General features: G+C 62.5%; 13 protein-coding genes. 3 read left to right on the plus strand and 10 right to left on the minus strand.

Translation table 11 applies throughout. The features are described from left to right. Positions 1 to 58 precede the first annotated feature (58 nt). From ubiB to ubiE, 3 genes are read right to left on the minus strand one after another with little or no spacing between them, the layout of a single operon-like run. Positions 59 to 1,678 carry a ubiquinone biosynthesis regulatory protein kinase UbiB gene (gene ubiB, locus JET17_RS02260; protein WP_012312394.1) on the minus strand — a complete coding sequence of 540 codons (1,620 nt, stop codon included), beginning with the start codon at positions 1,676 to 1,678 and terminating at the stop codon, positions 59 to 61. Next, entirely contained in the window at positions 1,675 to 2,298 is a 624-nt protein-coding gene (locus tag JET17_RS02265) for a ubiquinone biosynthesis accessory factor UbiJ (protein WP_012312395.1), read from the minus strand. The genes ubiB and JET17_RS02265 overlap by 4 nt, the downstream gene beginning before the upstream one ends. After that, on the minus strand, positions 2,298 to 3,068 hold the full coding sequence (ubiE, locus tag JET17_RS02270; RefSeq protein ID WP_012312396.1) for a bifunctional demethylmenaquinone methyltransferase/2-methoxy-6-polyprenyl-1,4-benzoquinol methylase UbiE: 771 nt from the start codon (positions 3,066 to 3,068) through the stop codon (positions 2,298 to 2,300). The genes JET17_RS02265 and ubiE overlap by 1 nt, the downstream gene beginning before the upstream one ends. A 124-nt stretch (positions 3,069 to 3,192) precedes the next feature. On the opposite strand from ubiE, the gene JET17_RS02275 reads away from it, so the two are divergent. From JET17_RS02275 to JET17_RS02285, 3 genes are all read left to right on the plus strand, one after another. Beyond that, the gene (locus JET17_RS02275; protein WP_012312397.1) at positions 3,193 to 3,468 is read left to right on the plus strand and encodes a polyhydroxyalkanoic acid system family protein; all 276 of its coding nucleotides are present in this window, start codon (positions 3,193 to 3,195) and stop codon (positions 3,466 to 3,468) included. Between the two features lie 179 nt (positions 3,469 to 3,647). After that, positions 3,648 to 4,067, plus strand: a complete 420-nt coding sequence (locus tag JET17_RS02280) for a phasin family protein (RefSeq protein ID WP_012312398.1) — start codon at positions 3,648 to 3,650, stop codon at positions 4,065 to 4,067. Positions 4,068 to 4,077: 10 nt separating this feature from the next. Next, positions 4,078 to 4,842, plus strand: coding sequence for a phasin family protein (locus JET17_RS02285; RefSeq protein ID WP_012312399.1), 765 nt, complete (start codon positions 4,078 to 4,080; stop codon positions 4,840 to 4,842). Positions 4,843 to 4,968: 126 nt separating this feature from the next. Here JET17_RS02285 and JET17_RS02290 read toward each other — a convergent pair whose 3' ends face one another. From JET17_RS02290 to hslV, 7 genes are all read right to left on the minus strand, one after another. Beyond that, the gene (locus JET17_RS02290) at positions 4,969 to 5,583 is read right to left on the minus strand and encodes a TetR/AcrR family transcriptional regulator (protein ID WP_012312400.1); all 615 of its coding nucleotides are present in this window, start codon (positions 5,581 to 5,583) and stop codon (positions 4,969 to 4,971) included. Positions 5,584 to 5,596: 13 nt separating this feature from the next. Further along, a complete protein-coding gene (gene phaC / locus JET17_RS02295; RefSeq protein ID WP_012312401.1) occupies positions 5,597 to 7,279 on the minus strand; it encodes a class II poly(R)-hydroxyalkanoic acid synthase in 1,683 nt (560 codons plus the stop codon). Between the two features lie 54 nt (positions 7,280 to 7,333). Continuing rightward, the gene (gene phaZ / locus JET17_RS02300; protein ID WP_042111097.1) at positions 7,334 to 8,185 is read right to left on the minus strand and encodes a poly(3-hydroxyalkanoate) depolymerase; all 852 of its coding nucleotides are present in this window, start codon (positions 8,183 to 8,185) and stop codon (positions 7,334 to 7,336) included. Between the two features lie 63 nt (positions 8,186 to 8,248). After that, positions 8,249 to 9,928 carry a class II poly(R)-hydroxyalkanoic acid synthase gene (gene phaC / locus JET17_RS02305; protein WP_012312403.1) on the minus strand — a complete coding sequence of 560 codons (1,680 nt, stop codon included), beginning with the start codon at positions 9,926 to 9,928 and terminating at the stop codon, positions 8,249 to 8,251. A gap of 352 nt (positions 9,929 to 10,280) precedes the next feature. Next, a complete protein-coding gene (locus tag JET17_RS02310; protein WP_012312404.1) occupies positions 10,281 to 10,658 on the minus strand; it encodes a gamma-butyrobetaine hydroxylase-like domain-containing protein in 378 nt (125 codons plus the stop codon). A gap of 161 nt (positions 10,659 to 10,819) precedes the next feature. Next, positions 10,820 to 12,163 carry an ATP-dependent protease ATPase subunit HslU gene (gene hslU / locus JET17_RS02315; protein WP_012312405.1) on the minus strand — a complete coding sequence of 448 codons (1,344 nt, stop codon included), beginning with the start codon at positions 12,161 to 12,163 and terminating at the stop codon, positions 10,820 to 10,822. 76 nt (positions 12,164 to 12,239) lie between these two features. After that, positions 12,240 to 12,770 (minus strand): ATP-dependent protease subunit HslV, encoded by a 531-nt coding sequence (gene hslV / locus JET17_RS02320; RefSeq protein ID WP_012312406.1) that lies wholly within the window; start codon positions 12,768 to 12,770, stop codon positions 12,240 to 12,242. Between the last annotated feature and the right edge of the window lie 243 nt (positions 12,771 to 13,013).

Consider the following 13,013-nt stretch of genomic DNA (forward strand, 5'->3'; position numbering starts at 1 on the left):
CGGGCCCGCTCCTGTACCGGGCCCTTTGCGCTAGTGTGCCAGCCAGCAGCGCGGCTGGCTATTGGCGCACGATCAGGTACAGGCCTGCGGCCAGCATCAGCCACGCCGGCCATGCAGCCGGGGCGGCCAGGCTGGCGGCCTCGGCGGCGCTTGCGGCGAGCACCGCACCGCCACCCAGCAGGCCTGCACCGAGCAGGCGCAGCGCCCAGCGGTCGCCTTGGCGGCGCCGCTCTGGCAGCTGTGGGTCGTGCAGGTGCGGCTGGGAAAGACGTTCGAGCAGGTCGCGGGTCATGCCGGCCAGGTGCGGCAGCTGTTCGGCCTGGCTGTACAGGTTGCCGAACATGGCCTTGGGGCTGTAGCGCTCGCGCATCCAGCGTTCCAGGAACGGTTTGGCGGTGCTCCACAGGTCAAGGTCAGGGTACAGCTGGCGGCCCAGGCCCTCGATGTTGAGCAGAGTTTTCTGCAGCAGCACCAACTGCGGCTGGACTTCCATGTTGAAGCGCCGAGCTGTCTGGAACAGGCGCATCAGCACTTGGCCGAAGGAAATGTCCTTGAGCGGTTTTTCGAAGATCGGTTCGCACACGGTACGGATGGCCGCTTCGAATTCATTCACCTTGGTGTGCGCCGGTACCCACCCCGAGTCGATGTGCAGCTCGGCGACTCGGCGATAGTCGCGCTTGAAGAAGGCGATCAGGTTGCGCGCCAGGTAGTCCTGGTCTTCGGCGGTGAGGCTGCCGACGATGCCGCAGTCGATGGCGATGTACTGAGGGCTCCACGGCTTGACTGTGCTGACGAAGATATTGCCGGGGTGCATGTCGGCATGGAAGAAACTGTGGCGGAACACCTGAGTGAAAAACACCTCCACACCGCGTTCGGCCAGCAGTTTCATGTCGGTGCGCTGGTCGGCCAAGGTGGCCATGTCGGTCACCGGCACGCCGTAGATGCGCTCCATTACCAGCACCTTGGGGCGGCACAGGTCCCAGTAGACCTGGGGCACGTACATCAGCTCCGAGCCTTCGAAGTTGCGTCGCAGCTGGCTGGCGTTGGCCGCTTCGCGGAGCAGGTCGAGCTCGTCGTAGATGGTTTTTTCGTAGTCGCCGACGATTTCCACCGGGTGCAGGCGACGGGCATCGGCCGAAGCCCGCTCGGCGCCTTTTGCGATCAGGAACAGCCAGGCAAGGTCCTGGGCGATCACCGGTTTGAGGCCCGGGCGCACGACCTTGACCACCACTTCCTCGCCGGTCTTCAGGCGCGCGGCATGCACCTGGGCCACCGAGGCCGAGGCCAGTGGCTCGACGTCGAAGCGGCTGAACACTTCACCCACTTTGGCGCCAAGCTGGCTTTCGATCAGCGCCACGGCCTGTTTCGGGTCGAACGGGGGGACGCGGTCCTGCAGCAGCATCAGCTCGTCGGCGATGTCGGTGGGCAGCAGGTCGCGACGGGTGGACAGCAACTGGCCGAATTTGATGAAGATCGGCCCCAGGTCCTGTAGCGCCAGGCGCAGGCGGGCACCCCGGCTGAGTTCGGAGGGTGTGCGAGGTAACCAGCGCCACGGCATCAGCAGGCGCAAGCTGCGCAGCCACCACGGCAGCGGCAGGTCGAAGAGCAGGTCATCGAGGCGGTAGCGGATCACCACGCGCTGGATGCGAAAGAGACGACGGACGGCGAGCAGCTTCATGCGTTATCGCTGGTATCAAGGGATCGGAAGAGGCGCTGCAGGCGCGCCTCGAGGCGTTCTGTATCGACCTTCAGGGCGTCTAGTTCGCTGAAGGCGGCTTCGGCTTCGCGCTTGCCTACCAGGGTGCGCGACTCTTCGGCCAGGTACTCGGACAGGTTCTGGCTGAACCGTGCCAGGCCTTGGCGGGTCCAGCGTGCACGCAGGCGCACGTGGCCGGCGAGCAGCGAGGTGGCGACCGGGCCGAGCCAGCGTTGCAGTTCGTGCTCCCAGTCCAGTTCCAGGTCCTGCAGTATGCCGAACAGGTCGAGCAGCACCGCACTGTCGCCATGCAGCTCGACCTGAGGGCTATGCAGCACGGCCGTCTTGTCCTTGGCCACGGCAAGTTGCAGCAGGCTACCGGCTGGCGCGCGCAGGCTGCAGTCGACCTCGCCTTGCCAGTGGGCGGCAAGCATCAGGCCCTCTTCATCGGGCAGGATGAACACTTGCAGGGCCGGCTGGCGACAATCGATTTCGATGACCTTGCCTTCCAGCGCGCCCAGCCGCGGCAATGCCGTGCTGTCCATGCGCAGGATGCGGTTCAGGCCATGTTCGACGCTGGCGAGCAGCCCTGCCAGCAGCATCAGGGCTTGATTCCCCGGTGCACGGCGACAATGCCGCTGGTCATGTTGTGGTAGGTGACCCGGTCGAAGCCGGCATCAACCATCATGGCCTTTAGGGTTTCCTGGTCGGGGTGCATGCGAATCGACTCGGCGAGGTAACGGTAGCTCTCGGAGTCATTGGTGATCAGCTTGCCAGCCAGCGGCATGAAGGCGAACGAGTAGGCGTCGTAGGCCTTGGACATCAGCTTGTTGGTCGGTTTGGAGAACTCCAGGATCAACAGACGCCCGCCCGGCTTGAGCACGCGCAGCATCGAGCGGATGGCTTCGTCCTTGTGGGTGACGTTGCGCAGGCCGAAGGCGATGGTAACGCAGTCGAAGTGGTTGTCCGGGAATGGCAGTTTCTCGGCATCGGCCTGGACAAACTCGATGTTGCCGGCAACACCGCGGTCGAGCAGGCGGTCGCGGCCGACCTTGAGCATCGAGTCGTTGATGTCGGCGAGCACCACTTGGCCGGTAGGGCCGACCAGGCGCGAAAACTTGGCTGCCAGATCACCCGTGCCGCCGGCGATGTCCAGCACCCGATTGCCGCTACGCACACCTGACAGCTCGATGGTGAAGCGCTTCCATAGGCGGTGCATGCCGCCGGAAAGTACATCGTTCATCAGGTCGTACTTGGCAGCCACCGAGTGAAACACTTCGGCGACTTTCTTCGCCTTCTGGCTCTCGGGCACATCCTGGTAACCGAAATGGGTGGTGGGTTCGGCGTGTTCGCCTTTGCGCTGGTCGTTCATATCGCTTCACCGGAAAAAATTATCGCCATTCTAGGGCGAACGGGCGCATTTGTCTTGGCAGGGTGTACCGTGCGGCAGGGGCGGGCATAATGCCGATTATGTCTTCATATCCAGGAACACCCGTATGACCCAGATCAGCGTCGAACGCAAACACACCCTCGGTCGCGAGGCCGCCCGTGCCAAGGCCCAAGCGCTGGTGGACAAACTGAGCCAAGAGTACGACCTCAAGGCCACCTGGAACGGTGACCGTGTGGACGTCGCCCGCAGCGGCGCCAACGGCAGCGTGCACATTGGCGAGGACAGCATCCGGGTCGAATTGAAGCTGGGCATGATGCTGTCGATGATGAGCGGCACCATCAAGAGTGAGATCGAGCGGGCGCTGGACAAGGCTCTGGTCTGAAAGCTCCAGGCTGCAAGCTGCAAGAAAAAGCGTGATCGCGCCGACACTGCCGACAGCTTTAGGCTTGAAGCTTGCAGCTCCTCTTAGGGTGAAGATTCTAATTTCACTCATTACCTTATGCTCAAGCCCAACCTCCATGGGCGGTTTCTCCCTCCACTCATGAGCATGAGGTACAGAGCATGGCCAAAGTGAATGTGAAGAAAAAGGATGACGCCCAAAGCACGCTGGGCGAGGTGCGCGGCTACGCGCGCAAGATCTGGCTGGCTGGCATCGGCGCTTACGCCCGTGTTGGCCAGGAGGGTTCGGATTACTTTCAGGAGCTGGTAAAAGCCGGTGAAGGGGTCGAGAAACGTGGCAAGAAGCGCATCGATAAAGAACTCGATGCCGCCAACACCCAGATCGACGAAGCGGCCGAGGAAGTCAGCCGCGTACGTGGCAAGGTCGAAGTTCAGCTCGACAAGATCGAGAAGGCTTTCGACGCACGGGTCGGTCGCGCCTTGAATCGCCTCGGCATTCCGTCTAAACATGACGTTGAGGCGTTGTCCATCAAGCTTGAACAGCTGCATGAGCTGCTCGAGCGCGTCGCGCACAAACCATAAGGAGAGCAGGATGGCTGGCAAGAAGAATTCCGACAAAGACGGCAGCTCCTGGGTCGGCGGGATCGAGAAGTACTCCCGCAAGATCTGGCTGGCAGGGCTGGGTATCTATTCGAAGATCGACCAGGACGGCCCGAAGCTGTTCGACTCGCTGGTGAAAGATGGCGAGAAGGCCGAGAAGCAGGCGAAGAAAACCGCCGAGGATGTCGCCGATAACGCCAAGGCCTCGACCACTTCGCGTGTTTCCGGCGTGAAAGATCGCGCACTGGGCAAGTGGAGCGAGCTCGAAGAAGCCTTCGACAAACGCCTGAACAGCGCTATCTCACGCCTTGGCGTGCCAAGCCGGAACGAGATCAAGGCCCTGCACCAGCAGGTCGATAGCCTGACCAAGCAGATCGAGAAGCTGACCGGCGCATCGGTCACGCCGGTCTCGTCGCGCGCTGCTGCAGCCAAGCCGGCAGCCAGCAAGACTGCGGCCAAACCGCTGGCCAAGGCAGCAGCGAAGCCTGCGGCGAAAACCGCGGCAGCGAAACCTGCGGCCAAGACTGCTGCTGCCAAGCCAGCAGCGAAACCTGCAGCCAAGCCCGTTGCCGCCAAGCCTGCAGCCAAACCCGCTGCAGCGAAGAAGCCCGCCGTGAAAAAAGCGCCGGCCAAACCCTCCGCCGGCAAACCGGCAGCCCCAGCGGCCAGCGCCACACCGGCCGCTACCGCAGCGCCGTCGCCAAGCGCGGCACCGGCAAGCAGCACGCCGTCGGCACCGGTGAGCGCTGAAGCCTGACACCGGGTTGCCCTCATCGCCGGCAAGCCGGCTCCCACAGGTACCCCGCTGGTTTCAATGTCAGCAGGGTAGGTATGGGAGCCGGCTTGCCGGCGATGGGGCCAGCTGCAGCACCTTGTAAGCTATCTACCCCTCCAGATACCGCACCGCCAACTGCTCCGCCGCCTCCCGCGCAGGCGCCTGCAGATGCGGCGCCACCAGCATCATCACCTGATACACCACGATCCCTACATCCCCTTCGCGGCCCAGTACGCGCTGGTAATCCAGCGAAAACATGAGCGTCAGGGTGATCTGTTCCACCAGTTGCCCCAGTGCCTGCGTCTCACTGACTACCTGGCCCTGGCCCTTGAGGCTGGCCAGCAATGCCGCCAGTGTGCGCTTGAGCGCATTGATCAGGCTGCGCATGCCCCGCGCCAGCTTGGGCAGGCGACCGGTCAGGTTCGACAGATCCTGGAACAGGAAGCGGTACTGGGCCATGCGTTCGACAATCAGGTGCAGAAACAGCCAGTAGTCCTCGGCATCCAGGCGCACTTCCAGCGGCGGGTCCAGCAGCGGCATAAGCGCTTCTTCGAAGCGCTCGAACAGGCCGATTATCAAAGGCTCCTTGCCGTGGAAGTGGTAATACAGGTTGCCAGGGCTGATGCCCAGCTCGTTGGCAATCTCAAGGGTCGAAACGTTGGGCTCGCCCTGCTGGTTGAACAGCTGCAGGGCGCATTCGAGAATACGGTCGCGGGTCTTCATCCAGTCGTTGTGCTCATCGGGTCAGGACATAGGTGCCTGGCGCGGGGCCCAGCGGTGGGTAGGTTGCGTTGCCCAGCTCCACCCTCGGCGCCTTGAGCGGACCGGAACGTGGCGTTATCCACTCCAGCCACAGGGGCCACCAGCTGCCGTCGTTGCGCTTGGCATCGTGGAACCAGGCCCGCGGGTCGCTCGATAGCCTGGGGTTGTCCAGGTAGTAGGCCTTGGGGTTTCCGGGCGGGTTGATGATGCTCTGGATGTGCCCGCTGTTGGCCAGCACGAACCGTCGCTCGCCGCCCAACAGCAGGGCCGAACGGTACACGGCATCCCATGGAGTGATGTGGTCATTGCTGCCGGCCACGGTAAAGCTGTCGAGGTTGACCTGCTTGAGGTCGATGGGCGTGCCGCAGACTTCCAGCCCGGCGGGGTGGGTGAGCGGGTTGAGCTTGAAGAAGTCCAGCAGTTCGCCATGCAGGGCAGCCGGTAGGCGCGTACTGTCGGCGTTCCAGTAGAGGATGTCGAAAGCAGGGGGCGTTTTGCCCAGCAGGTAATTGTTGACCCAGTAGTTCCAGATCAGGTCATTGGGCCGCATCCAGGCGAAGATACGCGCCACTTCGCTGCCATCCAGTACCCCGCGCTGATAAGAGCGGCGCTTGGCCGCTTCGATGGTCTGCTCGTCGGCGAACAGGCTGGCGGGGCTGTCGAACTTGCTGTCGAGCAAGCTGACCAGGTAGGTGGCGCTGCGCACCCGGCGCAGTTGGTGCTTGGCTTGCAGGTGGCCCTGCAGCGCGGCCATGGTCAGGCCGCCGGCGCAGGCCCCCATCAGGTTGGGGTCGCGGTTGCCGCTGATGCTGCGGCAGGCGTTGAGTGCCTCTTCAAGCGCCTCCACGTAGCTGGACAGGCCCCATTCGCGGTGGCGTGGGTCGGGGTTGCGCCAGCTGACCATGAACACTTGCAAACCGTTCTTGAGCATGTACTGGACGAAGCTGTTGTTCGCCTGCATGTCGAAGATATAGAACTTGTTGATCTGGGGTGGCACTACCAGCACAGGCCGAGCGTGCTGTTTTTCACTCATCGGCTTGTACTGGATCAACTCCAGCATCTCGTTGCGAAACACCACCGCGCCCGGAGTTGCTGCCAAGTTGCCGCCCACTTCGAAGGCCCGCTCATCCACCTGGCGCGGCAGGCCGTCGTTGTGGCGCAGGTCATCGAGCAGGTGTGCCACGCCGCGCACCAGGCTCTGCCCGCCGGTATTGAGCAGTTCCTTGACCGCCAACGGATTGAGCAACGAGTTGCTCGGTGCCAGGGCGTCGTTGATCTGGTTGAACAGGAAATGCGCACGGGCCCGGTCATCGTCGTCCAGGTGGCTTTCATCTATCCACAGGCGGGTCTGCTTCTGCCAGGCCAGATAGGCCTGCAGGCCACGGCGGTAAAACGGGTTCTGGCTCCATGTAGGATCGCTGAAGCGCGCATCCCGCGGGCTTGGCGAGTAGGGCGTGTCGCCGAGCATCACGCGACCCAGCTGGCCGCTCAGGGCGAGCAGGTGGCGTGCGGTATGCAACGGGTTGAGCAAACCATGGCGGCCAACATTGCGCAGCGTGGAAATCAGATCGCGGCCGCGCAGGCCGACGATCGCGTTCTGTGCGTTCATGCTCATGGCGGGGAGCGTTGTCGTTCCTTTGGCCGGTTTGTCTTTCATGGCAGCACTCCTTCGTCAGGCCACGGTCGGGACAGAACAACAGCAAACAGCACCCTAGCCGCCGGAGGCCGGGCGGGGGTGCATGACCGCGCGCTGACGTTCTTGCTCGAGGAACTTCATGATGATAGGGGCGACGGCCTCAGCCCGGGTGATCAGGAACAAATGACCGTCGTCGATAATATGTAGCTGGGCATTGGGAATTCGCCAGGCCAGCAAGCGCATGTTGATCAGTGGGATCAGCGGATCGTCGTCGCCGGCCAGTACCAGGGTGGGCTGCTGGATCTTGTGCAGCCAGTGGATGCTGGTCCAGCCCAGCCCGGCGAACAACTGCCAGTAGTAGCCCAGCTTGCCGCCGGAGCGCACCTTGGAGGCATGGTGCATGGCAAGGTCAGGGTCGCGGCGAAAGGCGCCGCCATAGATCAGCGGAGCGATACGGATCACATGTGAGGGCTGGATGTAACGCCGGGGGCTGGCCATGTTCCACAACACCTGTGGCTTGCCCGGTACCATGAATGCACCGGCGGCGGTGGCGGCCAGTACCAGCTTCTTGCAGCGCTCAGGGTAGTCATGGGCGAACTGCTGGGCCAGGGCGCCGCCCCAGGACACCCCGATCACGTTGACCTGGCCGTAGTCCAGGTAGTCGAGCATGCGTGCGGTCAGCTTGGCCAGGCCGGGGAAGCGATAGGGGTGGCGGGGGGTGGAGGAGCCACCCACGCCTGGCACGTCGAAGGCAATGACTTCGAGGTCCGGGTCCAGCGCTTCGATGAACGGGAACACCAGCTCCAGGTTGGCGCCGATGCCATTGAAAATCAACAGCGGCGTCAGGTGCGGCTTGCCTGGGCGCACGGCAGTGCGGATGGACTGGTCGTCCAGCTCGACGGTCCGGAATATGTAGTGTGACGACATGCGCATGACTCTGTGGTGAATGAAGCGCCGTGGCCTGCCCTTGGGCAGGTACGGCGTTACAACTCAACGTTCGTGAACGTAAGTTCCCGGTGCGGCTTCACCTGCGGCATAGGCACGGTTGCCCAAACGGGCCGGCGCCTTTTTCAGGTCGCCGGCGCGCTCGCTCAGCCATGTCTGCCAATACAGCCACCAGGAGTCGGCATGCTTGTCTGCGTTCTCTTGCCAGGCCAACGCGTCGCCGGGGCGGTCTGCACCGGTCAGGAAACGCGCTTTTGGGTTACCGGGCGGGTTGAGGATGCTCTGGATGTGGCCGCTGTTGGACAGGACAAACTCGATCTTGCCGCCAAACAGGTGCGCCGAGCGGTAGCACGATTGCCACGGGGTAATATGGTCTGCGGTGCCGGCTACACTGAAGATGTCGCACTTGACCTTTTTCAGGTCGATGGCGGTCCCGCACACTTCCAGTGCATCGGCGCGGGTCAACGGATTGTTCTTGAACATCTCGATCAGGTCGCCGTGGAAGGCCGCCGGCAGGCGCGTGGTGTCGTTATTCCAGAACAGGATGTCGAACACCGGCGGCTCGTTGCCGAGCAGGTAGTTGTTGACCCAGTAGTTCCAGATCAGGTCGTTGGGGCGCATCCAGGCGAACACTTTGGCCATGTCGCTGCCTTCGAGCACGCCTGCCTGGTAGGAGTGACGCTTGGCCGACTCGAGGGTCTGCTCGTCAACGAACAATGCGACCTGGGTATCCAGGGTGGTGTCCAGCACGCTGACCAGCAGGGTCAGGGCATTCACCTTCTTCTCGCCCAGCGCGGCGTAGTGGCCAACCAGTGCGGTGCAGGTGATGCCGCCAGAGCAGGCACCGAGCATGTTCAGGTCCTTGCTGCCGGTAATCGCCAGGACCGCGTCGACCGCTTCCTTGAGCGCGTCGATGTAAGTCGACAGGCCCCACTCACGCTGGGCTTTGGTCGGGTTGCGCCAGCTGATGATGAAGGTCTGCTGATGCGAGCGCAGGCAGAAGCGCGCCAGGCTTTTTTCCGGGCTTAGGTCGAAGACGTAGAACTTGTTGATCTGTGGCGGCACCACGAGCAACGGGCGGGTGTGTACCTGCTCGGTTATTGGGCTGTACTGGATCAGCTCCAGCACGTCGTTGCGGTACACCACGGCGCCTTCGCTGGTGCCGAGGTTCTTGCCCACTTCGAAGGCGTCCATATTGACCTGGCTGGGCATGCCGCCGTTGTTGACCATGTCCTTGGCCAGGTTGGACAGGCCGTCGAGCAGGCTCTTGCCGCCAGTTTCGAAGAAGCGTTTGACCGCCGCCGGGTTGGATAGGGTATTGGTCGGCGCCATGGCTTCGGTCATCAGGTTGATGACGAATTGCCCGCGGCTGATGTCCTGGGGCGACAGGTCGCTGTTGCCGATCCAGTCCTGCAGCTCCTTGCGCCAGGCCAGATAGGTTTGCAGGTAGCGGCGGTACAGCGGGTTCTTGCTCCAGGCCGGGTCCTGGAAGCGACGGTCGTCGCCCTCGGGGGCGAGGCTGGACTTGCCCAGCAGCACGTTTTTCAGCTCCAGGCCGAAATGTGCCACGTGTTTGGCGCTGTGCAGCGGCTGGCGCATGGCCTGGCGCAGCACGGTACGCGCAGAGCTCAGCAGGTCCTTGCGGCGGATGCCGATGACCGGGTTCAGGCCCAGGGTGTTGTCCGAGGCTTGCCGCTGCAACTCATCGTTGTTCTTGTTACTCATCTACGACGCTCCGTTGTCCTGAGACGAGTACCGGTTTGCTGTGGCAAATGCACAGTCGACAGCCCGGTACTGCTACTCGGGTGACCAGTGATAAGGAACAGCGGTGCTGCGGGCCGGATGCAATCGGCGATGAGCTGCGGGGGAATCTGCGTGTGAAGACAGCCTGCTTTCGCTCGCGACCTCTACATACCAGCCATGCCCTGACTGCCTTCAAAGCAATGCAGGGAACTTGCCAGCTCCATTGGTTACCCGACTTTCATGTAATGCGCAAGACAGCCCTTGAATGAGCTGTCTGTAGGGCATTCAAGCAGATGAGATTAGAAAATGCGCTCTAAAGCGTGGAAGGCTTGAGCTAGAGCATCAGTTTGACCACTGTTTCGGCAGGATCGCGGGATTTGCCGGCCTTGTGCAACTCATCGAGGTACTCGGCCCAGAGTTGTTCCTGCCGCAGGCACAGCTGCTCCAGGTATTCCCAGGTGAACAAACCGCTGTCATGGCCGTCGTCGAAGGTCAGTTTCAGTGCATATTGGCCAGCGGGCTCAAGGCCGCTGAGGCCGACATTGATTTTGCCGAATTGCAGGATGGGGTTGCCGTGGCCCTGGACCTCGGCGGAGGGGGAGTGCACGCGCAGAAATTCTGCGGGCAGGTGGTAGACCTCGTCGGGGCCATAGGTAAGGCTGAGGGTCTTGGAGGCTTTATGCAGGTTGATGGCGGTGGGCATGCGGGCCATGGTCTAAATCTCTTCTGAGCGACAAGCTTCAAGCTTCAAGCTTCAAGCTTCAAGCTTCAAGCTGCAAGAAGTGATATTGGAGCCACCATGGAGCGATCATGTGAACGCAGTGCTGCAAGCGACGCCAAACAGCTTGTCGCTTGCAGCTTGCAGCTTGCCGCTTACAGAATGTAGCGCGACAGGTCTTCGTTCTGCGCCAGCTCACCCAGATGGCCGTTCACGTAAGCTGCGTCGATCTGGATCGGCGCTTCATCATGTGCGCTGGCCAGGTCGCCGGCACTGAACGACACCTCTTCGAGCAGGCGCTCGAGCAGGGTGTGCAGGCGGCGGGCACCGATGTTTTCGGTCTTCTCGTTGACCTGGTAGGCGATCTCGGCCAGGCGCTTGATACCGTCGGCTTTAAACTCGATGTTCAGCCCTTCGGTCTTGAGCAGCTCTCGGTACTGTTCGGTCAGCGAAGCGTGCGGCTCCTGCAGGATTCGCTCGAAGTCTTCCGGGGTCAGCGCCTTGAGTTCCACGCGAATCGGCAGGCGGCCTTGCAGCTCAGGGACCAGGTCGCTCGGTTTGCTCAGGTGGAACGCGCCGGAGGCGATGAACAGGATGTGGTCGGTCTTGACCATGCCCAGCTTGGTGTTGACGGTGCAGCCTTCGATCAGCGGCAGCAGGTCGCGCTGCACGCCTTCACGGGACACATCAGCGCCGCCGACGTTGCCACGCTTGGCCACCTTGTCGATTTCGTCGATGAACACGATGCCGTGTTGCTCGACCGCTTCCAGGGCCTTTGCCTTCAAGTCATCATCGTTGACCAGGCGGCTCGCTTCTTCGTCGCGAACCATCTTCAACGCTTCCTTGACCTTGAGCTTGCGCGCCTTGCGCTTGCCCTTGCCCATGTTGGCGAACAGGCTCTGCAGCTGGTTGGTCATCTCTTCCATGCCTGGCGGCGCGGCGATTTCGACGCCGACGGCATCGGCCACCTCGATTTCGATTTCCTTGTCGTCCAGCTGGCCTTCACGCAGGCGCTTGCGGAACAGCTGGCGAGTATTGGAGTCGCTGCTGGTCTGCGCGGCTTCCTCGCTGAAGCTGGTGACCCGGGCTTGCGGCAGCAGTGCGTCGAGAATACGGTCTTCGGCGGCATCTTCGGCGCGGTGGCGCACGCGGATGATCTCTTGCTCACGCAGCATCTTCATGGCGGCGTCGGCCAGGTCGCGGATGATCGACTCGACATCGCGGCCAACGTAGCCCACCTCGGTGAACTTGGTTGCCTCGACCTTGAGGAATGGTGCGTTTGCCAGCTTGGCCAGGCGGCGGGCAATTTCGGTCTTGCCGACGCCGGTGGGGCCGATCATCAGGATGTTCTTCGGGGTCACCTCGGCACGCAGCTCGGCTGGCAGCTGCATCCGCCGCCAGCGGTTGCGCAGGGCGATGGCCACGGCGCGCTTGGCGTCGTCCTGGCCGATGATGTGGCGGTTGAGTTCGTGGACAATCTCGCGGGGGGTCATGGACATGATGAAAATGGTCCTCGAGCGGAGTGAATCAGCGTGGAAAAGCCCCATCACCGGGACGGGGCGCCAGAACAGCTGATCACTCGGCCAGGTCCTGCTCCTCGATGGTCAGGTTGTGGTTGGTGAACACGCAAATGTCACCGGCGATGTTCAGGGCGGTTTCGGCGATTTCGCGGGCCGAAAGATCAGTCTTGTTCAACAGGGCGCGTGCCGCGGCCTGGGCGTAGGCGCCGCCGGAGCCCATGGCGATCAGGCCGTCCTCTGGCTCGACCACGTCACCGTTGCCGGTGATGATCAGCGATGCGTCCTTGTTGGCCACGGCCAGCATGGCCTCCAGGCGGCTCAGGGAACGGTCGGTACGCCATTCTTTGGCCAGCTCAACGGCGGCACGTACCAAATGCCCGGAGTGTTTCTGCAGTTGGGCTTCGAAGCGCTCGAACAGGGTGAACGCGTCGGCGGTGGCGCCTGCGAAACCGGCGATGACCTCACCGTTGTAAAGGCGCCGCACCTTTTTGGCGTTGCCTTTCATGACGGTGTTGCCGAGAGATACCTGGCCGTCGCCGCCCATGACGACTTTGCCGTGACGGCGGACAGAAACGATGGTGGTCAAGGGGAGAGTCTCCACGCAGCGGGGCAAAATTGCCTGATGCTGACTCATATGGGGGTGGGGGGAAGGATTTCAACCGAGGGGGATGAATGGTTGCTATCAGCCTGTGCGGGGCGCGGTTGCTGTAGGAGCGGCCTTGTGTCGCGAAAGGGCCGCAAAGCGGCCCCAAGATCCCGGCACTATTCGGAAATTCCCGGGGCTGCTTCGCACCCCTTTCGCGACATAAGGCCGCTCCTACAGCGAGCG

Origin of the sequence: Pseudomonas putida (assembly GCF_016406145.1) — a bacterium.
Lineage (GTDB): Bacteria > Pseudomonadota > Gammaproteobacteria > Pseudomonadales > Pseudomonadaceae > Aquipseudomonas > Aquipseudomonas putida_E.